Source organism: Kitasatospora sp. NPDC057595 (assembly GCF_042800875.1).
Lineage (GTDB): Bacteria > Actinomycetota > Actinomycetes > Streptomycetales > Streptomycetaceae > Kitasatospora.
Map to the genome: position 1 here is coordinate 187,616 of NZ_JBHVGL010000005.1, position 22,515 is coordinate 210,130.

19 protein-coding genes are annotated in these 22,515 nt (G+C 75.8%); 7 read left to right on the forward strand and 12 right to left on the reverse strand.

From position 1 onward, the window contains the following. Positions 1–72: 72 nt before the first annotated feature. Positions 73–1,698, reverse strand: a complete 1,626-nt coding sequence (locus ACFU9E_RS11110) for an alpha/beta fold hydrolase (protein WP_380685140.1) — start codon at positions 1,696–1,698, stop codon at positions 73–75. 200 nt (positions 1,699–1,898) lie between these two features. Beyond that, a complete protein-coding gene (locus ACFU9E_RS11115) occupies positions 1,899–3,194 on the reverse strand; it encodes an MFS transporter (protein ID WP_380685139.1) in 1,296 nt (431 codons plus the stop codon). A 141-nt stretch (positions 3,195–3,335) separates the two neighbouring features. Here ACFU9E_RS11115 and ACFU9E_RS11120 point away from each other — a divergent pair, with 141 nt between their 5' ends. Together ACFU9E_RS11120 and ACFU9E_RS11125 are read left to right on the forward strand one after the other, a co-directional pair. Continuing rightward, positions 3,336–5,939 (forward strand): molybdopterin cofactor-binding domain-containing protein, encoded by a 2,604-nt coding sequence (locus tag ACFU9E_RS11120; RefSeq protein ID WP_380714917.1) that lies wholly within the window; start codon positions 3,336–3,338, stop codon positions 5,937–5,939. Positions 5,940–6,001: 62 nt separating this feature from the next. Then, positions 6,002–6,472 (forward strand): (2Fe-2S)-binding protein, encoded by a 471-nt coding sequence (locus tag ACFU9E_RS11125; RefSeq protein ID WP_380685138.1) that lies wholly within the window; start codon positions 6,002–6,004, stop codon positions 6,470–6,472. Positions 6,473–6,505: 33 nt separating this feature from the next. On the opposite strand, the gene ACFU9E_RS11130 is transcribed toward ACFU9E_RS11125, so the two are convergent. After that, the gene (locus ACFU9E_RS11130; RefSeq protein WP_380685137.1) at positions 6,506–6,817 is read right to left on the reverse strand and encodes a hypothetical protein; all 312 of its coding nucleotides are present in this window, start codon (positions 6,815–6,817) and stop codon (positions 6,506–6,508) included. 60 nt (positions 6,818–6,877) lie between these two features. Continuing rightward, positions 6,878–7,891: a zinc-binding dehydrogenase gene (locus tag ACFU9E_RS11135; protein ID WP_380685136.1), complete on the reverse strand. Its 1,014-nt coding sequence runs from the start codon at positions 7,889–7,891 to the stop codon at positions 6,878–6,880. A 95-nt stretch (positions 7,892–7,986) separates the two neighbouring features. On the opposite strand from ACFU9E_RS11135, the gene ACFU9E_RS11140 reads away from it, so the two are divergent. Further along, positions 7,987–8,655: a TetR family transcriptional regulator gene (locus ACFU9E_RS11140; protein WP_380685134.1), complete on the forward strand. Its 669-nt coding sequence runs from the start codon at positions 7,987–7,989 to the stop codon at positions 8,653–8,655. Positions 8,656–8,829: 174 nt separating this feature from the next. Next, on the forward strand, positions 8,830–10,008 hold the full coding sequence (locus tag ACFU9E_RS11145; protein WP_380685132.1) for an alpha/beta hydrolase: 1,179 nt from the start codon (positions 8,830–8,832) through the stop codon (positions 10,006–10,008). 13 nt (positions 10,009–10,021) lie between these two features. On the opposite strand, the gene ACFU9E_RS11150 is transcribed toward ACFU9E_RS11145, so the two are convergent. The 6 genes from ACFU9E_RS11150 to ACFU9E_RS11175 form a co-directional block, all read right to left on the reverse strand. Then, positions 10,022–10,621 (reverse strand): TIGR03086 family metal-binding protein, encoded by a 600-nt coding sequence (locus ACFU9E_RS11150; RefSeq protein ID WP_380685131.1) that lies wholly within the window; start codon positions 10,619–10,621, stop codon positions 10,022–10,024. Between the two features lie 167 nt (positions 10,622–10,788). Beyond that, positions 10,789–11,544, reverse strand: coding sequence for an SDR family NAD(P)-dependent oxidoreductase (locus ACFU9E_RS11155; protein ID WP_380714919.1), 756 nt, complete (start codon positions 11,542–11,544; stop codon positions 10,789–10,791). A gap of 254 nt (positions 11,545–11,798) precedes the next feature. After that, entirely contained in the window at positions 11,799–12,614 is an 816-nt protein-coding gene (locus ACFU9E_RS11160; protein WP_380680755.1) for a transglycosylase family protein, read from the reverse strand. A 649-nt stretch (positions 12,615–13,263) separates the two neighbouring features. Beyond that, complete coding sequence (locus ACFU9E_RS11165; protein ID WP_380680752.1) at positions 13,264–13,932, reverse strand: response regulator; 669 nt, start codon at positions 13,930–13,932, stop codon at positions 13,264–13,266. Positions 13,933–14,018: 86 nt separating this feature from the next. Then, positions 14,019–15,776: a sensor histidine kinase gene (locus ACFU9E_RS11170; RefSeq protein WP_380680749.1), complete on the reverse strand. Its 1,758-nt coding sequence runs from the start codon at positions 15,774–15,776 to the stop codon at positions 14,019–14,021. 125 nt (positions 15,777–15,901) lie between these two features. After that, entirely contained in the window at positions 15,902–18,436 is a 2,535-nt protein-coding gene (locus tag ACFU9E_RS11175; protein ID WP_380680746.1) for a SpoIIE family protein phosphatase, read from the reverse strand. A gap of 93 nt (positions 18,437–18,529) precedes the next feature. Between ACFU9E_RS11175 and ACFU9E_RS11180 the strand changes: the two genes are divergently transcribed. The 3 genes from ACFU9E_RS11180 to ACFU9E_RS11190 all read left to right on the forward strand — a co-directional run bounded on the left by ACFU9E_RS11180 (position 18,530) and on the right by ACFU9E_RS11190 (position 21,001). Then, positions 18,530–18,868 (forward strand): DUF4326 domain-containing protein, encoded by a 339-nt coding sequence (locus ACFU9E_RS11180; protein WP_380680743.1) that lies wholly within the window; start codon positions 18,530–18,532, stop codon positions 18,866–18,868. Between the two features lie 140 nt (positions 18,869–19,008). Beyond that, on the forward strand, positions 19,009–20,304 hold the full coding sequence (locus tag ACFU9E_RS11185) for a PQQ-binding-like beta-propeller repeat protein (protein ID WP_380680740.1): 1,296 nt from the start codon (positions 19,009–19,011) through the stop codon (positions 20,302–20,304). A 61-nt stretch (positions 20,305–20,365) separates the two neighbouring features. Continuing rightward, on the forward strand, positions 20,366–21,001 hold the full coding sequence (locus tag ACFU9E_RS11190; RefSeq protein ID WP_380680737.1) for a uridine kinase: 636 nt from the start codon (positions 20,366–20,368) through the stop codon (positions 20,999–21,001). Between the two features lie 44 nt (positions 21,002–21,045). Here ACFU9E_RS11190 and ACFU9E_RS11195 read toward each other — a convergent pair whose 3' ends face one another. Together ACFU9E_RS11195 and ACFU9E_RS11200 are read right to left on the reverse strand one after the other, a co-directional pair. After that, positions 21,046–21,876 (reverse strand): DNA-formamidopyrimidine glycosylase family protein, encoded by an 831-nt coding sequence (locus ACFU9E_RS11195; RefSeq protein WP_380680734.1) that lies wholly within the window; start codon positions 21,874–21,876, stop codon positions 21,046–21,048. Positions 21,877–21,924: 48 nt separating this feature from the next. After that, the gene (locus tag ACFU9E_RS11200; protein ID WP_380680731.1) at positions 21,925–22,404 is read right to left on the reverse strand and encodes a universal stress protein; all 480 of its coding nucleotides are present in this window, start codon (positions 22,402–22,404) and stop codon (positions 21,925–21,927) included. Positions 22,405–22,515: the final 111 nt, after the last annotated feature.

Sequence of the window (22,515 nt, forward strand, 5' to 3'; positions counted from 1 at the left end):
GGTACGCCGAACGGCCCGCTCCCGGAAGGCTGTTTCCGGGAGCGGGCCGTTCTGATTCGCGGTGGTCGGGTGTCAGGCGACCGGCGGGAACGCCTCGGCGTCCGGCTTCAGCAGCTGGCCGGCGGCCGGGGCCTTCTGGTTCACCAGGTAGTCGGTGACCAGCTTGCCGAGCTCCTTGCTGCGGCCGACGGCGCAGTGCTCGACGACGTCGACCGACACCAGCACCGCGTTGCCCAGCTGGCGCTGCATGCGCTGGGAGAAGGTGTAGTTGGTGGCCGGGTCGTAGAGGTTGCCGACGACCATCACCGGGGTGGCGGTCTTCTTGTTCCACGGGCCGGTGAAGCGCTCGGCGTCGCGGGCCGGGGCCGGCCAGCTGGAGCAGGTCGGGCCGTCGAAGGCCTGGTAGCGGCCGAAGGTCGGCGACTCCTTCTCCCAGGCCTTGGCCAGGTTGACGAAGGTCCACGGGTTGGACGGGTACGGCTTGTCCTGGCAGTTGACGCCGTAGTAGGAGTCGTCGGCGGAGTACGCGGTCTCCGGCAGGGCCTCGCGCAGCGCGTTCGGCACCTCCGTCGCGAGCACCTTGGCGTCCTCGACGGCGGCCGGGTCGACCGGCGTGACCGGGGCCAGGCCCTGGGCGGCGGCGGCCGGGGCGTTGACGACCGAGTAGAGCGCCTGGAGGGACTTGGCCAGCGGCGCCTGACGGCTCTGCGCGTACAGGGCGTTGGCGACCTGGCCGGTGAAGCTGGAGAGGGTGACCTGGGTGCCGTCCGGCAGGGTGGCCGGGCCGGTGCGCAGGCGGTCGCGGAGCGAGTCGAACTTGGTGCGGGTGTCACCGTCGCCGAAGGCGCAGCGCGGGGCGCCCGCGGTCTGGCAGCGCTTGAGGTACTCGGCGAGGGCGACCTCGAAGCCGGTGGCGCGCTGGCGGTCGTACTCGACGCCGTTGTGCATCCGCAGGTTGGGGTCGACGTTGCCGTCGACGATCAGCGCGCGGACCTTGTCCGGGTACATGCCGGCATAGGTGGCGCCGATCAGGGTGCCGTAGGAGAAGCCGACGAAGTTCAGCTTGGTGTCGCCGACGGCGCGGCGCATCCGGTCGAGGTCGCGGACCACGTTGATGGTCGACATGTGCTCGATGAGCGGGCCGGCGTTGCGCGAGCAGGCGTCGCTGTAGTCCTCGGTGGCGTCGATGGTCTGGGCTATCTCGGCCTTGGTCACCGGGACGCCGACCATCCGGTCGTTGACGCCGGCGGCCTCCTCGTCGGTGGTGAAGCACTTGAGCGGGTTGCTGCGCTCCACGCCGCGCGGGTCGAAGCCGATCTGGTCGAAGCGGTCCTGGACGTCCTTGCCGAAGCGGGTGGTGGTCGCCCACATGTAGCCGCTGCCGCCCGGCCCGCCGGGGTTGATGAAGAGCGAGCCGATCCGCTTGGCCGGGTCGCTCGCGCGGCGGCGCATCATGGCGATGCCGGTGGTCTCGCCGTTGGGGTGGTCGTAGTCGAGCGGCACCTGGTAGACGGCGCAGTCGTAGATCTTCGGGTCCGGCTGGGTCGGGTCGGGGTTGCACGGCTTCCAGTCGACCGGTGCCACCTTGGCCTCGGGCGCCGGGCCGGCGGACGGGGCGGCGACGGCCGCCGCGGCCGATCCGGCGACGAGGGCGAGGGCACTGGTGACAGCCAGTGCCACGCTGGTGATACGGGACACGAAACCTCCTCCGGTTCTGCAAACCCGCACAGCCTGTCAGTACTCGATCAGCAGGGGAAGACGTGTGCGACGGGAGATTCTTGCGGGATCGGCCCGAGGGGGCGTCAATCCGTCGTTCCAGCAGCTGATTGACGGGAAACAGTGCGGTCGATGGCTGAAGATCATCATTCACCGTATGCTCTGGCAGGCCGTCATGGGTCTCAGCAGGCCTCGGTGAGCGCCCCGGTGGTGACCGGCGTCCGCCACGGGCGGTCGCGCTCGGCCCGGCGCACGGCCGGGCCCATCGCGCAGCCGGCGGCCAGGAAGAGCCCGCCGAGCAGCAGCCAGCCCGGGCCGCCGCCGTCCAGCAGCAGCGTGGTCAGCAGCAGCGGTCCGGCCGTGCGGGCCACCGCCACGCCGGTGCCGAAGAAGCCCTGGTACTGGCCGAGCCGGTCGGCCGGGGCGAGGTCGAAGGCGATCTGCCAGGACCCGGCGGACTGCTTCATCTCGCCGACCACCTGGAGCACCGCCCCGGCCACCAGCAGCGCCGCCGTCGCCCACAGCGGGACCGCCGCGGCGGACAGCGCGAAGACCGCGCACGAGGCGAGCAGCACCGCCCCGGCCTGCCGGACGGTCCGGGCGGCCGAGCGCAGTCCGGTGACGGCGCGGGCGGTGCGGACCTGGAAGAGCGTCACACCGAGGGTGTTGAGCACGAACAGGCCCGAGCCGAGCCAGCCGAGCTGCGGGGCCCGGTCGGCGATCCACAGCGGGATCACCAGGCTGAGCAGCGGCATCCGCAGCAGCAGCACGGTGTTGACCAGCGCCACGACCACGTACCGGCGGTCCGCCAGGACCGCGAACCCGCCGTCCCGGGCCGGGCGGCCGGGGACGGTCCGCGACGTGGCCGGGGCCGACGCGGACGCCGCCGCGGGCGCCGACCCGGGCACGACCGGCAGCCGCAGCAGGAGCAGACCCGTCGTCACGAAGCCCAGGGCGGTGAGCGCGAACGCGGCGCGGAAGGCGGCCCCGGTCCCGACGGTCAGCGCGACGCCGCCGAGCGCGGCGCCCACCGCCAGCCCGGCGTTGAGGGTGGCCTGCAGCCGGGCCAGCGCCGCCGTCCGCTCCCCCTCCGGGACCAGCCCGCCGACCAGCGCCTGCCGGGCCGCGCCCAGCCCGGACTGGGCGGTCGCGTAGAGGCAGGCGGCGGCCAGGAACGGCAGGAAGGAGCGGACCGTCAGGAAGGAGGCCACCACCACGGCCGTGCCGAGGGCGAGCGCCGCCGCCGTGCCGCGCGGTCCGCGCCGGTCGGCGAGGTGGCCGAGCGGCACCCCGGCGAGCGAGCCGATCGCCCAGGCCACCGCGAGGCCGAGGCCGAGCCGGGTGGGCGAGAGGCCGACGATCCGGGTGAAGTACAGCGCCGAGCTGGTGTAGTACGCACCGTCGCCGATCGCGCTCACCAACTGTGCGACGGCGAGCTTGCGTTGGGCCGGGGAGGCGGGACGGAGGCGGAACGGCACGGTACTCCCTGGACGGTGGCGGGCGGTGTGGGACCCCCAGTCTCGAACACCGGCGGACCATTCGACAGGGCCAGTGATCATCGATGATCTTGGGCCACTTCGGCACCTCGGGGCGCCCGGGACACCCCCCGGCGCCCGCCGGTGCCCCCGTCCGCCCCCTCGGCCGGACGCGCGCCCCCGGGGCGCGGACCGCCGGACGGCTCCACGCCGCGCCGTACCCGGCGCGGCCCGCGCCCTCCGTGTCCGTCCCGTCCGACGTCCGCTCAGCTGTCCGATCCCCTCCCCCGGCTGTCCGATCCCGTCCCGGAAAGCCGTGTTGACCGGCCAGTAGGGCCCTCCTATGCTCGTCCGCGTTCTCGTTCGCGATCGTGGACACGACCAAGACGTGCACGCCCCGCGAGCGCCGTCCGGCACCGGGGCGGGAGCGTCGCGGCTCCCGTCCGGCGGAAGCCGTCACCCGGCGAGAAGGGCTCTCCCATCAGCACCTCCACCGCGCCCCCGGGCGACCCGGGCCCCGCCGCCGAGCGGCGGCCCGCCGCCACGGAACGCCGCCGCTTCCTGACGTACCTGCTCGCCGCGCCGACCCTCACCGTCGCCGCCCGGGCCGGCCTCGACGCCGCCGCGCCCGCCACCGCCCGGGCCGCCGAGGCGGCAGTACCCGCGCGGCAGTCCACCGCCCCGGCCCCGCTGCTCGGACTGCCCGGCATCCCGGACATCGTCGACCTCGGCCAGGCGCTCCAGCTCGCCGGGCTGCCCACCTCGCACCTGCTCGTCCTGGAGATCACCGCCGCCGGCCGCGCCGTCCTCCACCTGCCCCGGCTGGAGGTCGGCCAGGGCCTCACCACCACGGTCGCGATGATGGTGGCCGAGGAGCTCGACGCCCGCCTCGCCGACGTCGAGGTCCCGCTCTCCGACAGCCGCCCCGACCTGCTGTTCAACCAGCTCACCGGCGCCTCCAACTCGGTCCGCACGCTGTACGACCCGGTGCGCGCCGTGGCCGCCGCCGCCCGCGCCCGGCTGGTCACCGCGGCCGCCCGGCGCTGGTCGCTGCCGGCCGGCACCCTGCGCACCGCCGACTCCGCCGTGCTCGCCCCCGACGGCCGCCGGGCCGGCTACGGCGAACTCGCCGTCGCGGCCGCCGACATCGCGGTGCCCGCCCTCCCCGCCACCCCCAAGCCCGCCGAGCAGCGCCGGGTGATCGGCCGCCCCACCGGCCGGATCGACGCCCGCGACATCGTCACCGGCCGCGCCAAGTACGCCGGCGACCTCGCCGTTCCCGGCGCGGTGCCGACCGTGGTCGCCCGCCCGACCACCATCAACGGCACCCTGGCCACCCTGGACGCCTCCGCCGCCCGCGCGATGCCCGGCGTGCTCGCCGTGGTGACGGTCCCGACCGGGGTCGCCGTCCTCGCCGAAACGTTCGACCAGGCGCTCAGGGCCCGCGACGCGCTGCGCACCAGCTGGCATCCCGGCCCGGTCGCCGCGCTCTCCGACGCCGACATCAGGCAGCGGCTGCGCGCCGCCCACGCCCCGTTCCTGGTGCCCCCGCTGCTCACCCAGTACGTGGACGGCGAGTTCGACTTCGCCTTCGTCAACCACGCGCCGATGGAGGTGCTGACGGCGATCGCCGACGTCCGTGCGAACCGCGCCGAGCTCTGGTTCGCCGCGCAGACCCCGATCGTCGCGCAGCAGACCATCGCCGCCGAACTCGGCCTGCCGCAGGACGCGGTGACGGTGCACGTGGTGCGCGGCGGCGGATCGTTCGGCCGCCGGCTGTTCTACGACGCCGCGCTGGAGGCCGCCCGGATCTCCCGCGCGGCCGGCCGCCCGGTCAAGCTGATGTGGACCCGCAACGACGACATGCGGCACGGCCGGATGCGCCCCGCCACCCACCACCGCGTCCGCGCCACCTACGGCCTCGGCCAGGTGCTCAGCTACGAGCACCGCGCCGCCACCGTGACGACCGACTTCGGCCACGGCCTCGGCGAGGCGCTCACCGCCGCCGGCTTCCAGCTGGAGGTCGCCGGGCTCTCCGTCGCCCAGGCGTTCTTCCTGCTCAGCCAGAGCAACCCGTACGACGTCGGAGTCCCCACCCAGGTGCTCGCCGAGGTGCCGCTGAGGATCCCGACCGGCAGCTGGCGCTCCGTCTACTCCGGCACCGTGCGGGTGGCCGACGAGATCATGATCGACGAGCTGGCCCGCCGCTTCGGCCAGGACCCGGTCGCCTTCCGCCGCGCCCGGCTGCGCGACCCGGCCGGGCGGGCCGTCCTCGACACGGTCGCCCGGGCCGGCCGGTGGGGCCGCGCCATGCCGGCCGGCCAGGCCCAGGGCGTCGGCTACCACGCCGAGAACGGCGGCCGCACCGCCTACCTGGTCGAGCTCGACGCCTCGGAGCCCACCCAGCCCCGGGTCACCAAGGCGGTGATCGCCGCCGACCTCGGCACGGTGATCAACCCGACCGGCCTGGAGGCCCAGCTGACCGGCGCGCTGATCGACGGCATCTCGGTGATCCTGCAGGCCGGCAACCACATCGACCACGGCGCCGTCCGCGAGGGCAGCTACGGCGACTTCCACTACGCGCGGCAGAAGCACAGCCCGCCGGTGGTCGAGATCCACCTGCTGCCGCCGAGCGGACCGCCGGGCGGCGCGGGCGAACTCGGCGTCCCGGCGGCCTCCGCCGCGGTGGCCAACGCCTACGCCCGGGCGACCGGCACCGGCCCGCGCTCCTTCCCGATCAACTTCTGACCACCAGCAGAGTGTCCCCGCCCCACGCCCCCGCCCGCCGACCCCGAGGAACCCGCCCTCCCATGCCCAGCCACACCTTCGTCCTCAACGGCCGGCCGGTCACCGTCGAGGCACCGGACGACATGCCGCTGCTCTGGGTGCTGCGCGACAAGCTCGGCGTCACCGGTCCCAAGTACGGCTGCGGGGTCGGCGTCTGCCGCGCCTGCACCAGCCACCTGGACGGCGAGGAGATCCAGCCCTGCATCGTGGCGGTCAAGGACTGCGCGGACCGTCGGGTCACCACCATCGAGGGCCTCGCCGACGGCGACACCCTGCACCCCGTCCAGGAGGTCTGGCTGGAGTGCGACGTCGCCCAGTGCGGCTTCTGCCAGCCCGGCCAGATCATGACGGCGGTCGCCCTGCTGCGCCGCAACCCGGCGCCGACCGACGCCGACATCGACCGGATCCAGAACATCTGCCGCTGCGGCAGCTATCCGCGGATCCGCGAGGCCATCAAGCGGGCCGCCGCCCGCACCACCGCCGCGGGCGGCTGAGCGACCGGCCGAGCGGGTGGCCGAACCACCGGGTCAGGACTGGTCCCAGGCGTCGACGGTCAGCAGCGCGTCCGGCGGGCAGCCGGCCACCGTCTCGGCATGCAGCTCTCGCGGCCGGTGGCCGGCGCCGAACACCGAGCCGTCGGCCAGCAGCGGCAGGACCTCCTCGGCCCGGACGGCGTAGCGCAGCGGGTAGCCGTCGAACCGCAGCTGTTCGGCCCGGCCGGCCGCGGCCAGGGCCGCGATCCAGTCGAGACCGCCGAGACCGGTCTCCCACTTGGCGAGCACCTCGCCCGCACCGTCCCCCACGGCCGGAGCCGTGACCACGAACCACCATCCGAGCATGCGACGCCTCCCCCCGCGGTGCTTCGCGCACCACGGGGGGAGGCTACGCCACCGGGCCCGTCAGGGGACGAGCACCAGCCGGATCGGGTTGCCCTTCTTCTGCTCCAGGGCCTCGACCGCCTCGGCGGCCTCGGCCAGCGGGAAGGTGCCGCTGACCGAGCGGGAGAACTCCAGACGGCCGCCGCGGACCAGGTCGACCAGGTCGACCACGTCCTTGCCCTCCGAGCCGTAGTGGCCGCGGATCTGCTGGCGCAGGTAGCTGACCAGGGTGCCGTTGGTGATCGTCAGCGGCTGGTTGGTCAGGCCGACCAGCACCAGGCGGCCGTGCTCGCCGAGCGCGGCCATCGCCTGCTCGCGGACCGGGGCGACCCCGGCGAAGTCGAACGCGGCGGCCAGCGGGCGGCCCCGGGTCGCGGCGCGCAGCCGGTCGGCGAACTCCGGGTCGCCCGGGTCGAGGGCGGCGTCGGCGCCGAAGGCGAGCGCCCGCTCACGGGCGGCGGGCAGCGGGTCGACCGCCACGATCGGGTGGGCGCCGATGCCGCGCAGCAGCTGGACGCCGTGGGCACCGAGCCCGCCCACGCCCCAGACGCCGACGGCCTCGGCCGGGCGGACGGCGCCGGTGCCGGTGATCGCGGCCCACGGGGTGGAGACCGCGTCCGGGATGAAGCAGGCCTGCTCGAACGGCAGCTCGTCGGGGATCGGCACCAGGGTCTCCACGGTGGCCAGGGCGTACTCGGCCCAGCCGCCGTCGTAGTCGACGCCCCGGGTGAGGACGACGCCGTCCCGGATCTCCCCGGCCTGGAGCAGCACCCGGTCACCGACCGCGGCGGTGGTGACGCCCTCGCCGAGGACGTGCACGGTGCCCGCGACCTCGTGGCCGAGGGTGACCTTGTCGCCCCGCAGGTGCAGCGGCTTGAGCATGCCCTCGATCAGGTGAACGTCGGAGAGGCAGACGCCGGCGGCGCCGACCTTGATGAGGACCTGGCCCGGCCCCGGCGTGGGCACGGGCACCTCTTCGACGGCGAAGGCGCCCTTCGCGACGTCGAGCCGGCCGGCGAGCATCGTGGCGGTCATCCCGGTTCCCTTTCGCAGGGGGTGGCACGGTCGGCGGGCCGCACCATCCAACTTACTTGTTGTTCAACAAGCAAGTTCCACCCTAGCATGGTGGTATGTCCACGCACGTTTCCCCGACGGAGCCCTCCCCCGCACCGGCCGACCGGCCAGAGCCGCCGCGCCGCACCCAGGCCGAGCGCCGCGCGCGCGCCGAGCACGCGCTGCTCGCCGCCGCCGCGCGCCTGGTCGCCGAGCACGGCAGCGCCGGGGTGACCCTCGCCCGGGTCGGCGAGGAGGCCGGCTTCAGCCGGGGCCTGGCCTCGCACTACTTCGGCTCCAAGGGCGCCCTGCTGGCCCGGCTCCAGGAGGAGGCGCTCGCCGAGGCGATGGCCGCCGCCGCGCCGGCGCGCAGCGGCGCGGGCGCCGTGCAGGAGCTGTGCGCCTTCGCGCGGGCCGCCTGCCTCGACGGGGTGCGCCACCCGACCGACCTCGGCCGGGCGTTCGTCGTCCTGGGCGCCGAGGCGCTCGCCGGCTCCTCCGAACTCACCGACGCCGTCGCCCGTCTGGACGCCCGGATGCGCGGCTGGGTGGCCGAGGTGATCCGCCAGGGCGCGGCCGTCGGCGAGGTCCGGCCGGAGGTCGACCCGGAGGCAGCGGCGACGGCGGTGGTCGGCCTGCTCAAGGGCCTGATCGTCCAGGCCGCCACCGCTCCCGGGGTGCTCGCCCTCGACCGCGCCACCGCCGAGGCCCAGCGCTGGATCCGTCTCGCCCTCACCTCCGCCTGACCCGCCCGCCCCCGACGGACGGCGAACGGCCGACAGCGGCCGACGGGCGACCGGCGACCGGCGACCGGCGACCGGCGACCGGCGACCGGCGACGGTCCGTGAGACGCCCCTAGCCGCCGACGACCGGCCCCACCTAGGGTGATCCGACGTCACGACCGTTGACCCGAGGGGTGGATGACGATGATCCGGCGCCGTTCGCTGCTGACCGCTGCGGGGTTGGGAGGCGTGGCGCTCGCGCTGCCGGCCTCGGCCGTCGGGGCCGCACCCGGGCCCGGTGGCGCCCCGGCGCCGATCGACCTTCCGGCACCGACCGTGGGGCACCCGGTCGGCACGGTGTCGCTGCACCTGGTCGACGGGAACCGGCAGGACCCGTTCGCCCCCACGCCCCGGCCGCGCGAACTGATGGTTCAGCTCTGGTACCCCGCGGCGGGCGCCGCCGGGCGCCCGCGTGCGCCGTACGCCACGGCACGCGAGGCGGAGGTGATGGAGCAGGACTCCTTCCTGGACCCGGGCACCCTCACCCGGATGCGCCCCACGGCGCGGCTCGGTGCGCCGGCGCTCCCGGGCGCGCTTCCGCTGCTGCTGCTCGGCCACGGCCGGAAGGGCGGGCGCAGCAACTGCACCGCGCTGGCGGAGGACTTGGCGGCGCACGGCTATCTGGTCGCCTCGCTCGACCACACCTACGACGCGGCCGCCGTCGAGTTCCCGGACGGCCGGGTGGTGCGCAGCGCGCTGGAGGACGAGCCGGCCGACTGGGACGCCGCCGAGCAGCAGGAGGTCTCCGCCCGGGTGGCCGATCTCCGCTTCGTCACCACGGAGTTGACCGGCGTCGGGCCGGCGCTCCGGCACCCGGGACTGCCGTGCGCCGACCCGCGGCGAATCGGCGTGTTCGGCCACTCGATGGGCGGCGCGGCCGCCGCCGAGGCCGTGCGGCAGGACCGCCGCTTCGCCGCCGGGCTCGACATGGACGGCGGCTTCTTCGGCTCGCCGGTCGCGGACGAAGGACTGGACCGGCCGTTCCTGCTGCTCACCGCCCTGGCCGACCACTACACCTGGCGGCGCTGGCGCTCCCACCAGCAGGGCTGGGGACGGCAGCTGCGCCAGCGCGACTCCGGTCACCTCAGCTTCACCGACCGGCCGTACTCGGCCGGGCCGGGCCACGCCGCCGACCGCATGTCGCCGGAGCTCTACTCCGCGCTGTTCGGCACCATCGCCCCGGCCCGTTCCACCGCGCTGGCCCGCGCCTATGTGCGCGCGCACTTCGACCGGTTCCTGCGCGGGCGCCCGTCGCCGCTGCTGGACGCCCCCTCCCCGCGCCACCCGGAGATCTCCTTCGTCTGGAGCCGCGGCTGAGCCGCCCCTCTCCCTACGCGGCGGCCTCCGGGTCGCGGCCGAAGAAACCGGCGAGCCGGTCGTACACCGGCGCGTCCTCGGCGACCGCGACCTCCGGGCCGAAGGCGTGCCGCTCCTCCTCGCTCCCCCGGTACTCCGGCCGCAGCGCGCCGCGCCCCCAGGCGAGCGAGGCCTCGGCGACCTCGTGGTCCAGCCCCGCCGTGGACTGGCCGGTGGCGCGGGCCAGGTCCCAGGCGTGCACGGCGAACTCGGCGATCTGCTGGTCCACCGGGAAGCGGGCCGGCAGCTCGCCGACGCCGGGGACCTCGATGACGCCGTCGAGGTCCCCGGCCTCGCGCCAGGCGGCCACCAGCCGCTCGGCGCCGGCCTCGAAGCGGTGCAGCCAGTCCTCCTCGACCCGCTCGAAGGGCTCCGACCAGTCGGGTGTGCCGCCCTCCGCCCGGACGGTGAACTGCCGCAGGTCGTGCAGCAGGTGGCCGACCAGCTGCCCGACGTCCCAAGAGCGGCAGGCGGTCGGGTGGCCGGCCTGCTCGACCCCGGCCCCGTCGATCAGGCCGGCGGTCTGCGCGAGGGCCCGGGCGAGCAGCTCGATCGGGTCTTCCACTCCGGTCATGACGCACCTCTCCGTCGTCGGGGCCGCACCGGCCCCTCACTCGGGACCCAGGCGCCGGCGCGCGCCGCGGACGCGCGCCCGCACCCGCGGTCGGACCGGCCGATCGTAAACGCGGGCACCGGCGGCCGGCCCGGAGCAACACCCCGAACCGGCCGCCGGCCGCCGGGTCAGGCGGCGAAGCCGCCGTCCACCGCGATCTCCGCGCCGGTGATGTAGCGGCCCTCCGCGCCCGCCAGGTGCGCGACGGTCGCGGCGACGTCGGCCGGGCGCCCGAAGCCGCCGAGCGCGGTGAAGCCGGCCTGGAACCCGGCCGACGGCCCGTCGGCCGGGTTCATGTCGGTGTCGATCGGGCCGGGGTGGACCACGTTGACGGTGATCCCGCGCGGGCCCAGCTCACGGGCCAGCGCCTTGGTGAGCCCGATCATGGCGGCCTTGCTGGTCGCGTAGAGGCTGCCACCGGGGAAGGCGGCCCGCTTGGCCATGCAGCTGCCGACGGTCACGATCCGGCCGCCCTCGGCCAGGTGGGCCACGGCGGCCCGGGCGTACAGGTACGGCGCGCGGACGTTGACCTTCAGCACCCGGTCGACGTCGGCCGGACCGGTCTCCTCGATCGGGGCGACAAAGCCCGCCCCGGCGTTGTTGACCAGGATGTCGAGCCGTCCGAACCGCTCGGCGACCGCCTCGACGGCGGCGCTCACCTCCTGCGGGTCCGCGCTGTCGGCCCGGACCGCCCAGCCGCGCCGGCCCATCGCGGTGATCTTGGCCGCGACCGCCTCGGCCCGTTCGGCGCTGCCCAGGTAGGTCACCGCCACGTCGGCGCCGTCCTCGGCGAGCCGCAGCGCCACGGCCTCCCCGATGCCGCGGCTGCCGCCGGTCACCAGGGCCACCTTGCCGTCGAGCTTCGCGAGCGTGGTCGTCGTCATATCGTCAGAACTCCTCAGGTCGTTCGCGGACATGACTCGATCCTCGGCCCGCGCCGCCCCCGAGTCCGGCGGTATTCGGACGCCGCGTTCAACGTTCAACCACCGCCGGTCGGCGCACCTCCGGACGGCCCACGGCAACGGCCCACGACGAGCCGTGCGGCCACCCCTGGGGCAAGGGGTGGCCGCACGGGACCCCGGGCAGGGGGTGCCGGGGAGTGCCGATCGCTCGGTGGAACGGGGGACGGCGGACGGTGTCAGAAGGACAGGGTCTGGCCGGGGAAGATCAGGTTCGGGTTGGCGCCGATCGCCTTGATGTTGCGGGCGTGCAGCCCGGCCGGGTCGAGGCCGAACTTGGCCGCGATGCCGCTCAGCGTGTCACCGCTCCTGACGGTGTAGCCGCCGCTCGCGGGGTTCTTCTCGGGCGCGGCGGGCGCGGCGGGCGCGGCAGCGGGGGCCGCGGGCTTCGCTGCGCCCTGGGACGGGGCCTGGGACGGGGTGCCCGGCGCCTTGCGGGAGGTCGGCTTCTGGCCCTGGGCCGGCGCCTTGGCGGGGGACTTGGCCGGGGTCTTGGCCGGGGCCTGCTTGGCCGGCTGCTGCGCCGGGGCGGGCGCGTCGGAGGTGTCGGGCGCGTCGGCGATGGCGGCCGGCGCGCCGCCGCGGCTGAGGCCCGCCTTCGCCGAGCAGACCGGCCAGGCGCCCGGGCCCTGCTTGGCGAGGACCTTCTCGGCGACCGAGATCTGCTGCTCCCGGCTCGCCTGGTGGGCCTGCGGGGCGTACGCGGTGCCGCCGTACGACCGCCAGGTGGAGGGGGTGAACTGGAGTCCGCCGTAGAAGCCGTTGCCGGTGCTGATGCCCCAGTTGCCGCCGCTCTCGCACCGGGCGACGGCGTCCCAGGACGTGGCGGGGGCGGCAGCGGCCGAGGTGGCCGTGACGAGGCCGGCCACCGGCAGCGCCACGGCGGCGCCCGCCACGACAGCGAGCCGGACCCGGTTGCGCCTGGCGGTGCCGTTGGTGCCGGTGGTGGTGCTGTCGACGGTGGTGGAAGCGGCGGTCTCGTGACGGGGATTCATGGAATTCCTCTCGACAAGCCCCGGGTAGGCGTGCGGAACCAGGCCCCTGCCGGGGCCGGCTGTCGCTCCCTCACTCGGTGGGCGGCCGGGCACGCGTCCGACGTGCCGTGCCGCCCCGGCCACCCTCCGCTCGCCGACGGCCTGTTCGAGCCTGTCGCGTCGACGGGCACCGCCCTCGCGCCGGTGGTCGGCCGGCGGGCCGTGCATCGGGGGTGAACCCGGGTGGTGCTCGTTGCACCGCCAAAGAAGCTAAGGGCGCCCACCGGGCGGCATCAAGCAATTCTTGGATGCCGCAGGTCAGTTGACTGTTACCGGCGGTATCGATCATGTAACCGACCGGGAAACGACCGGCTTTGACCGGATTTCCCGGCCCAAACGGTCGTCTTCCGTGCCGTCACTCACACCCGGCCGGCCGCCCGGCCGCCCGCATCATCGACAAATCGCCACGACCATCTGACGCACCGTCATCACGCCGATCGGAGTTCCCGATTCCACCCGCCGTCGATGTGGCGTTCACCACTCCCATTACGGCGAGTGAGCAAAAAATCGCTCAGCGCATGGCACACGACCCGTCCGCGCACGGACCGAACAGGCCGTCAGCCCGCCGTTGCCCCCGATCCGATGCCGACGTGCCCCCCGGCACCCCGCCTCAGCCGACGCCGTCCAGCCCCGCGTCCCGGGCCAGCAGCGCCGCCTGCACCCGGTTGTCGCACCCCAGCTTGGCCAGGATCCGGCTGACGTACGTCTTCACCGTCGCCTCGCTCATGTGGATCCGGGCACCGGCGTCCGCGTTGGACAGCCCCTCGCCGAGCAGCGCCAGGACCTCCAGCTCCCGCTCGGTCAGCACCTCCAGCCGCTGCCGGGCCCGCGCCCCGCGGGCCGCGGCCGGCCCGGCCTGTCCGCCCGCCAGCGAGTCCACGATGTGCCGGGTCGCGGCCGGCGACAGGAAGGCTTGCCCGGTGGCCGCCGCCCGGACGGCCTGGATCAGCTCACCTGGCGCGGTGTCCTTCAGCAGGAAGCCCGCACCGCCGTCACTCACGGCGCGCAACACGTTCTCGCGCTCCCCGAAGGTGGTGAGGATCAGCGCCCGCGCGCCGGGGGCGACCCTCGGCAGCTCGGCGAGCGCCGTCAGCCCGTCCATCACCGGCATCTGGATGTCCAGCAGAACGACGTCCACCCGGTGCGCCCGGGCCAGCTCCAGTGCCTGCCGGCCGTCGGCGGCCTCCGCCACCACGTCGATGTCGTCGGCGGAGGACAGGATCATCCTGATCCCGGCCCGGATGAGCGGCTCGTCATCGGCGACGAGGACTCGGATCACTGCTGGCCATCCCCTTAGTACTGGTCCTGACGGCGCGCCGCCGCACCCGCCGGCGGCGCCGGGGACCATCCTCACACCCGCGTCGGTCAGCCGTTCACCCGGTAGTGCTGCTTGTCGACCAGCACCCCGTCCTTGAAGCAGAACCGGTAGGCCGGCTGCTCGTCCCAGCCGCCCGAGGAGTCCTCGGCGAGGAAGTAGCGGCACACCGACCCGATCGGCGGGGTGGGCCCGGTGCCCCGCAGGTTCTGGGTGAAGAAGTCGCTGCCGGGCGGCAGTTGGTGCTCGACCTCCTCCTGCGGGGCCCCCAGCCGCACCGCCTCGTACGCCGCCTGCGACATCGTGGAGTCCGCGGCGGAGCGGATGAACCCGACGATGCCCCAGACCAGCAGGCCGAGGACGGCCAGCAGCACCGCCGCGCCGCCCACCGCGCAGCCGAGCGCCGGGCTCCGCCGCTTCCCCGGCGCCGCCCCGACCGGTGGCACGCCGTCGAGCGCCCAGGCGGGCGCCCCCTCCGCCCCCGCCACCCCGGCTACGCCCCACGCGCCGTCCGCGCCGGCGTCCACGACCGCGCTCCCGGTGTCCGCCGGTTTCTCCGCGTCCTCGTAGGGCAGCACGGCCGCCAGCCGGAACCCGGCCTCCGCCGTCGGACCGGCGTGCACCATGCCGCCCACCAGCCTGGCCCGCTCGCGCAGACCGGTCAGTCCCTGGCCCCCGCTGACCGCCGGCACCGCGCCGCCGGGGCGCGCGCCCACCGGCTCGGGCGCCGCCGGGTTCACCACCTCCACCACCAGCGCGTCCGGCTCGTACCGGAGTGCGACCGTGATCGGCGCGCCGGGGGCGTGCTTGTGCGCATTGGTGAGCGCTTCCTGAACGACCCGGTACGCCGCATGACCGGCAACCGCGGTCAGCGGACGGCGCTCGCCCTCCCGCACCAGGGCGACCACGGTGCCGGCCGCCCGGGAGGAGGAGACCAGCCCCTCGATCCCCTCCACCCCGCCCGTCCCGGCGCCCCCGGCCCCGGCCTCGGCCGCCGGCGAGCCGCCGACCGCCGCCCCGGCAGCCGGCCCGGACGGCGCCGCCGTCGACTCGTCGTGGAGCACCCCCACCACCTCGCGCAGCTCGCGCATCGCCGTGACGGCCGCCAGCCGCAGCACCCCGACCGCCTCCCGCTGCCGGTCGGTGAGGGTCCGGTCGACCTCCAGCGCCCCCGTGTGCACCGAGATCAGGGCCAGCTGGTGGCCCAGGCTGTCGTGCATGTCCTGGGCGATCCGGTGCCGCTCGCGCAGCCGCGCCTGGTGCGCGACCATCGCGCGTTCGCGCAGCAGCTGCTCGTTGCGCTCGCGCAGTGCGTCCAGCAGCTCCCGGCGCTGCGCCCGGTAGCGGGCCCAGAGCGCGGGCAGCACGGCGAACAGCAGGTAGCCGCCCAGCGAGAAGCCGACGATGACCTTGGCCGGCAGCTCCCCGGCGTCCTTCAGCACGCCCAGCGCCGTCATCACCACCCAGCCGACGGTGAAGGAACCGATCAGCACCCCGACCCGGCGCACCCGGGCACCGGCCGACCAGCCGACACAGACCATCAGCGGCAGGGACCCGCCGCCGAACCCGCTGGCCGCCGCCGCGAGCAACAGCGCGGTCGCGGGCAGGCCCCGGCGGAGCAGGAAGAGGACGGCGACCGCCACCCCCATCGTCAGCTCAAGACCGGAGCGGCTGGCCACCTCGATCAGTGCGGCGAGCCCACCGAGCAGGAGCGCGCCCACCCCCTCACGGAGCACGGTCCCGACCCGCCAGGGCCCGGGCAGCGCCGTCCGTACCGCCTTCGACCAGGCTCTCGCGATGACGTTCACCCGTCGAGGCTAACGAAGCGGCCGTGCCCGGCACCGCCACCGTTCGTCGCGGCCGGGGCCGACGAAAGTCGTTCTCCCCACGCCGACGACCCTCCCGCGGCCGGCCGCCGCCACCGACGCCCGCCTCAGCGGTAGGCGGTGAGCAGCAGCGCGATGTCGTCCACCCGGTGCGTCGAGCCGAGCTCGTACAGCACCCGCTCCGCCAGCCCGTCCGGCCCCTCCGCCGCCAGCCACCCGGCGTCCGGGCCCGCCAGGGCGGCGCACAGCCGCTCCACGCCCTCGTCGATCGCCACCGCCGGGTCCTCCACCAGTCCGTCCGTGTACAGCGCGAGCACCGAGCCGGGCTCCAGGGTCAGCGGGCTGACCGGGTACGCGGCGGCCCCGTCCACCCCGAGCAGCGGTCCGCCCGGCACCTCCAGCGCCTCCGTGCGCCCGTCCGGGTGCCGCAGCACCGGCGGCACGTGGCCGGCCCGGGCGACCAGGGCGGTGCCCGCCGCGGGAGTGAGCCGGACCAGGCAGCAGCTGGCGAGCAGCCCGGGGCCGAGGTCCAGCAGCTGCTGGTTGGTGCGGGCCAGCACCTCGTCCGGCGGGTGGCCGCCGGTGGTGAAGGCGCGGACGGCGCTGCGCAGCTGGCCCATGGTGGCGGCCGCGCCGACGCTGTGGCCCTCGACGTCCCCGATCACCAGGCAGAGGTCCCGGCCGGTGACCACGGCGTCGTACCAGTCGCCGCCGATCTCCATGCCCTGGGTGCCGGGCAGGTAGCGGGCCGCGATCGTGACCCGCTCCACGCGTGGCAGCCGGTGCGGCAGCAGCGCCTGCTGGAGGCCGCGGGCCAGGGTGAACTCGGCGTCGTACAGCCGGGCGCGCTCCAGCGCCTGGGCGATGAAGCCGGCCAGCGCGGTGAGCAGGCCGCGTTCCTCCAGGGTGAAGACGCGGGGCCGGTCGAAACCGAGGATGAAGCTGCCGACCGGGTGGCCGGAGGCGATCAGCGGCAGGAACGCCCACGCCCCCATGTCGTCCAGGGTGAGGCCGGGGTAGGCGGCGGCCAGCTCGTCGACGGACTCGAAGAAGATCGGGGTGCCGGTGCTGAGGGTTTCCGCGCCGGGCACTCTGGCGCCGACCGGGATGCCCTCGAAGCGGTCGAGGAAGCCCTCGGGGTAGCCGCTCTGCGAGACCAGGTGCAGCCGCTTCTCCCGGACGGCGTAGACGGCCAGCTCCTGGCCGCCGAGCGCCGGCAGGATCTCGTCGGCCACCGCCCGGAACACCTCGCGGGCGGTGACCGCCTCGCTCAGCGCGCTGGCCAGCTGGAGCAGGTGGTACATGGCGCCGAGGCCGGTCCAGGTGCCGGGCGGGGCGGGTTCGGCCGACCGGACGGTGCTGCCCGGGGGCGGCTCGGCGGCGACCACCCGGCCGGTGACGCCGTGCGCGTCGGGGTAGAGCGAGAACGCCAGCCAGTTGTCCGGCGGGCGCAGCGCGAGGAACGCGGTGGGCTGCTGGGAGAGCAGCGCGGCCCGGTAGCGGTTCTCGTACACCGGGTCGGAGAGCCAGGACAGCACCTGCCACGGGTGGTGGCCGAGCAGGTCCTCGCGGCGGGCCTGGAGCAGCAGCTCGACGCTGTGGTTGGCGTAGGTGATCCGGCCGTCCGGGTCGAGCGAGAAGACGCCGTCGCGCAGGCGCTCGACCGCGGCCGCCGCGGCGGTGCCGGTGCGGGTGTCGAGGACGGCACCGACCAGCCGGCCCCAGGTGTGCGGGCCGTTGTGCGGCGCGCGGGCCCAGAGTTCGACGGGATAGGGGTGGCCGTCGCGGTCCAGCACCCGTACCCGGGCCGCGAGCACCCGGTCCCCGTCGAGGGCGCCGCGCACCGCGGCCCGGAACTCGGGCAGGTCGCCGGGGGCGATCCGGGCGGACAGGGTGTCGGCGCGGCCGTCGAAGTCGCCGGGGGCGAGGCCGAAGATCTCGCAGAACTGGTCGTCGGCGGTCACCGCGCCGGCCAGCACGTCCCAGTCGAACAGGCCCACCCGGGTGGTGGGCGCCGACGGCGGGGTGAGTTCGACGACCGTGGTGTCGCCGTTCGGCTCCACCACGTGGCCGTCCGCCTCCAGCGCGGCCAGCCCGGCGGCCAGCCGGTCGGCCACCGCGCGCAGATGGCGGCGCGCGCCCTCGGGCACGCCGTCTCCCGAGGCCGGCCACAGCACGCCGAGCACCCCGTACGTCTCGCCGCCCGCCCGGACCGGCACCCAGGCGGAGGCGAAGTCGTACGGCAGGCCGAGGGCGAGCTGCGGGAAGCGGCGCATGGTGTCCTCGGTGTCGGCGAGCAGCACCGTGCGGCCGGTGCGGTAGCCGACCGCGACCGGCAGCGGCCCGGCGGCGGCGATCCGCCGGAACGGGGCGAGGACCGACAGCGGCACGCCCGCGACGGCGCACAGCACCAGCGAGCGGCGGTCGCGCGAGCGCAGGTGGAGGGTCGCGCCGTGGGCGTCGGTGCCGCCGAGCACCGTGCGCACGGCGGAGGTCAGCAGGGCGTCCCGGTCGCGGACCGCCTGCTCGTCCGGGGACGGCTCGGCGCGCGGGCGCAGGCGGTGCGGACCGGGTCCCACCGCCCGGGCACCGCCGCCGCTCGGTCGCGGACCGGGCGGGTCCGCCGGCACACCCTCGCGCATCCTCTCTTGCTACGCCGGGGCCCGGGGGCTGTCAAGGCGAGCCCCGCCCGCCCCGGGGTGCCCGCCGGCCCCGGCTGCGCCACCATCGACCCCATGACGTCCCGCGCCTCCCGCCCCGGTCCGACCACCGTGGTCAACCTGAAGGGCCACCGCGACGACCCCGCGTTCGACGACGTGGTCTACGTCGGCCGGGCGATGCACCGCGGCGGCTGGCAGCTCGCCGAGTCCCCGCTGCACTGCCCGTACCGCCCCGGCCCGGACCTCTCGCGCGAGGAGATGCTGGTCAGGTACCGCGCCCACCTCCTCGCCCGCCCGGAGCTGCTGTCCCTCGTCCCCGGGCTGCGCGGCCACCGCCTCGGCTGCTGGTGCGCCCCGCTCCCCTGCCACGCCGACGTCCTGGCCGACCTCGCCGACCACGGCGCGCCTTCCTGACCGCCCGCTCGGCCCGGGCCGACCGCGGCCGTGCGGGCGGGCGGGGGCGTTCCACCGGAGCAGGGGCGCGAGGTCGCTTGGGTATTCTCCCTGGACAGCGCAGCGCAGACCGCTGCCCCGGGGGAGACGAGTGGCGAAGCATGGGGTCCACACCGGCCGATCGTTCGGCGGGCGAGGCGTCCTGGCAGTGGGACGGGGAGGACGAGGGCCGCGCCACCGGTGCGCCCGGTGATGTGGTGAGCGGGGGTGCGGACGGGGACGGGCCCCGGCTGAGCCGGCGCGGGCTGCTGACCGGAGCCGGGGTGCTCGCCGCGGGCGCCGCCGTCTGGGGGGTGTCCCGGGCGATCGGCGGGTCGGATCCCGCACCGCCGAAGCCTCAGCCGCTGCCCACCCGGGTGGTCGGCCCGGAGCCGGCGTGGGTCTACCGGGGCCCCGAGCCGATGACGCCCGGCCGGCAGAGCGGCCGGCTGTTCGCGCCCGCCTACCTCACCCGCAGCGGTGTGCGCCTGCTCGACCCGGAGACCGGCGCCGTGACCGCCGCCGTCGGGGTGAGCCCCCCGAAGGGCTTTCCGGACGACTCCCCGCTGGTCCTCGGCGCCGGCCGGCTGTTCACCGCCTCACCGGGCCACGTCGACGCCCGGACGCTGGTGGGCCCCACCGCCGGCTGGAGCCTGCCGCTGCCACCGGAGCTGGGCGACCAGATCACCGTGTACGGCTGCGACGGCGACAAGGTGTACGGCTCGGTCACCGCCAGGGGCGTCCTGAGCCGCAACCTGTTCGCGATGAGCGCCAACGGCACGGGCCTGCTCTGGTCCCGCCCGGCCGCCGACCGCGACGAGACCTCGATCGCCGTGCTCGACGCCGGCATCGGACGGCTGCTCGCCTGGGGCGCCGATCCGTCCGCCGGCGTCTCGCTGCTGGACGGCACCACCGGCGGCCGGCTCTGGTCCGCCGAGAACACCGGCACCGCCTGGGCGGCCGTCGACCAGCGGCACGTCTACCTGCCGGCCGGGTCGGGCGGGGTCCGCGCGCTGCGGCTGGCGGACGGCACCCCGCGCTGGTCGGTGCAGCCCCGGCCCGGCGAGCAGTGGCGGGCCCTGCCGCCGATGAGCGACGACTTCCGGGTGTACGTGCTGCGGGACGACGGGCTGGTCACCGCGCACGCGGCGGACGGCGGCGAGCAGGTCTGGCAGCTCCAGCTGCCGTTCCGGCTCGACCGGCGCTGCCGCCCGCTGCTGACCAGTACGACCCTGGTGGTACCGGGCCCGGCCGACGCGGGCGTCCAGTTCGTCGAGACGGAGACCGGCCGGACGTTCACGACCTTCGCCGACTCCGGCCCCGGCGTCGACGTCTGGTCGGTGGCCAGCGACGGCACCCGGCTCTTCGCGGGCCACGACAGCACGCTCTACTGTCTGGGCGCGCTGCCGGTGCCCTGAACGTCCGGGGTGTTCGACGACGAGCGCCGCCCCACCCGTCCCCCCGACCCAGGATGATGCCGTGCCGATTCGCCCGATCTCGCCCGACCGGCTCGTCGAACTGCTCGCCGACCGGATCGCCGCGCTGCCCGGGGCCGGCGAGCGCCGGCTGCGGGTGGCCGTGGACGGCGCCGCGGCCGCCGGGCCCGGGGCGCTCGCGGACGCCCTGGTCGAGCCGCTGCGGCTGCGCGGCTTCCCGACCCTGCGGGTTCCGGCGGCGGGTTTCCTGCGCCCGTCCTCGGTGCGGCTGGAGTACGGCCGGCACGACGCGGACGCCTTCCACGACCTCTGGCTGGACGACGGCGCGCTGCTGCGCGAGGTGCTGGACCCGCTGGAGCCGGGCGGCAGCGGCCGGGTGCTGCCCTCGCTGTGGGACCCGGTGACGGACCGCGCCACCCGCGCGCACTACACCGAGCTGGCGCCCGGCGGGGTGCTGCTGCTGGACGGTGCGCTGCTGCTCGGCCGGTGGCTGCCGCTGGAGCTGACGGTGCACCTGGCGCTCTCCCCGGCGGCGCTGGCCCGGCGGACCGCGCCGGAGGAGCGGTGGACACTGCCCGCGTTCGCCCGCTACGAGGCCGAGACCGTACCGGCGGAGGCGGCCGACCTCACCGTCCGCTGCGACGACCCGCGCCACCCGGCCCTGGTGGAACCCGCCTGATCACCGGCCCCACCCGGCCACCGGTCCGGCCGCCCGAACGGTCCTCAGCGCCCGCGCCGTCCGGGCGGTCCGGGCCGGGCCTCCGGGGCGGGGCCGCGCTGGCAGGACGGACACCAGTACGCCGACCGCTCCCGCTCCGCCGTCCCGTGACGCGCCGTCAGCACCGTGGCGCCGCAGCGCGCGCAGGGCCGCCCGGCCCGACCGTAGACCCACTGCTGGTGGCCGTGCCGGGTGTCGCCGGTGGTGACGTGGCCGGAGCGCAGCCGGTTGGCGTCCAGCAGCTGGTGGGCGCGGGCCACCAGCCGGTCGGCACTCGCCAGTTCGCCGACCGGCGTCCACGGGGTGACGCCGGCCAGGAAGCAGAGCTCGTTGGCGTACACATTGCCGACGCCGGCCAGGTTGCGCTGGTCGAGCAGGGCCTCGGCGACCGGCCTGCCGGGGTGGGCGAGCAGCCGGCGGGCGGCCTCGGCCGGGTCCCAGTCGGGCCCGAGCAGGTCCGGTCCGAGGTGGCCGACGGCGCGCTGCTCGTCGGCGGTGCGCAGCAGTTCGACGACGGGCAGCCGGTAGCCGACGGCGGTTCCCCGCTCGGTGCCGAGGACGGCGCGGATCTGGTGCGACGGCCCGCCGGTCCAGCGCTCGCCGGGGCGGAAGAGCACCCAGCGGCCGTCCATCCGCAGGTGGCTGTGCAGGGTGAGGCCGCCTTCGAGGCGGGTGAGCAGGTGCTTGCCGCGCGGGGCGACCTCCAGCACCCGGCGCCCGGCGAGGTCGGCGGTGGCGTGGGCGGGCACCCGCAGCTCGCCGGTGGTCAGCACCTGGCCGGCGAGCGCGGCGTGCAGGCGGGCCGCCGCGCGGAAGACGGAGTCACCTTCCGGCATGCCTCCATCCTCCCTCCGCGCGACGGCCCGCCGCAGCCGATCGGCCGGTTACTCGACAGCGGCGGCGCCGTCGCCCTCCTCGCCGCCCACGCCGTGGCGGACCACGACCACCGGGCAGGGGGCGTGCTCGGTGAGGTGGCGGCTGACCGAGCCGAGCAGGGCGCCGGTGAATCCGCCGAGACCGCGGCTGCCGACCACGGCCAGCGCGGCACCGCGCGAGGCCTCCAGCAGCGCCTGGGCGGCGTTGCCGGGCTTCACCGACTCGGTGATCCGCACCTCGGGCTGCTTGCCGACGACCCTGGTGACGGTGTCGGAGAGGGTCTTGCCGGCCAGCTCCTCGGGGTTGAACTCGGGGGCGGGCACGCTCGCGCCGGCCCAGCCGTAGAACGCCGGGTACTCCCAGGCGGCGATGGCGTGGACGGTGCCACCGGTCAGCCGGGCGTAGTCGACCGCCCAGCGCAGTGCCCGTTCCGAGGCGGGCGAGCCGTCGACACCGACGACGATCCTGGGGTTCGCGCTGTTGGCCATGCCGCTGCTCCTTGCTCGACGTGCTGTTGTGCTCGACGTGCTGCCTTGCCCTCCAAACATAGATCAACTGGGGCATTTGTCAGCTAATTGCCGCGCCGATCGGTTCGCACA

Excerpts from the sequence above, each read along its gene's own strand:
- ACFU9E_RS11125 (WP_380685138.1), top strand. The coding sequence starts at position 6,002 with ATGCCCAGCCACACCTTCGTCCTCAACGGCCGGCCGGTCACCGTCGAG.
- ACFU9E_RS11135 (WP_380685136.1), bottom strand. The coding sequence starts at position 7,891 with ATGACCGCCACGATGCTCGCCGGCCGGCTCGACGTCGCGAAGGGCGCC.
- ACFU9E_RS11180 (WP_380680743.1), top strand. The coding sequence starts at position 18,530 with ATGACGTCCCGCGCCTCCCGCCCCGGTCCGACCACCGTGGTCAACCTG.
- ACFU9E_RS11185 (WP_380680740.1), top strand. The coding sequence starts at position 19,009 with ATGGGGTCCACACCGGCCGATCGTTCGGCGGGCGAGGCGTCCTGGCAG.
- ACFU9E_RS11150 (WP_380685131.1), bottom strand. The coding sequence starts at position 10,621 with ATGACCGGAGTGGAAGACCCGATCGAGCTGCTCGCCCGGGCCCTCGCG.
- ACFU9E_RS11140 (WP_380685134.1), top strand. The coding sequence starts at position 7,987 with ATGTCCACGCACGTTTCCCCGACGGAGCCCTCCCCCGCACCGGCCGAC.
- ACFU9E_RS11195 (WP_380680734.1), bottom strand. The coding sequence starts at position 21,876 with ATGCCGGAAGGTGACTCCGTCTTCCGCGCGGCGGCCCGCCTGCACGCC.
- ACFU9E_RS11130 (WP_380685137.1), bottom strand. The coding sequence starts at position 6,817 with ATGCTCGGATGGTGGTTCGTGGTCACGGCTCCGGCCGTGGGGGACGGT.
- ACFU9E_RS11155 (WP_380714919.1), bottom strand. The coding sequence starts at position 11,544 with ATGACGACGACCACGCTCGCGAAGCTCGACGGCAAGGTGGCCCTGGTG.
- ACFU9E_RS11145 (WP_380685132.1), top strand. The coding sequence starts at position 8,830 with ATGACGATGATCCGGCGCCGTTCGCTGCTGACCGCTGCGGGGTTGGGA.
- ACFU9E_RS11175 (WP_380680746.1), bottom strand. The coding sequence starts at position 18,436 with ATGCGCGAGGGTGTGCCGGCGGACCCGCCCGGTCCGCGACCGAGCGGC.
- ACFU9E_RS11200 (WP_380680731.1), bottom strand. The coding sequence starts at position 22,404 with ATGGCCAACAGCGCGAACCCCAGGATCGTCGTCGGTGTCGACGGCTCG.
- ACFU9E_RS11160 (WP_380680755.1), bottom strand. The coding sequence starts at position 12,614 with ATGAATCCCCGTCACGAGACCGCCGCTTCCACCACCGTCGACAGCACC.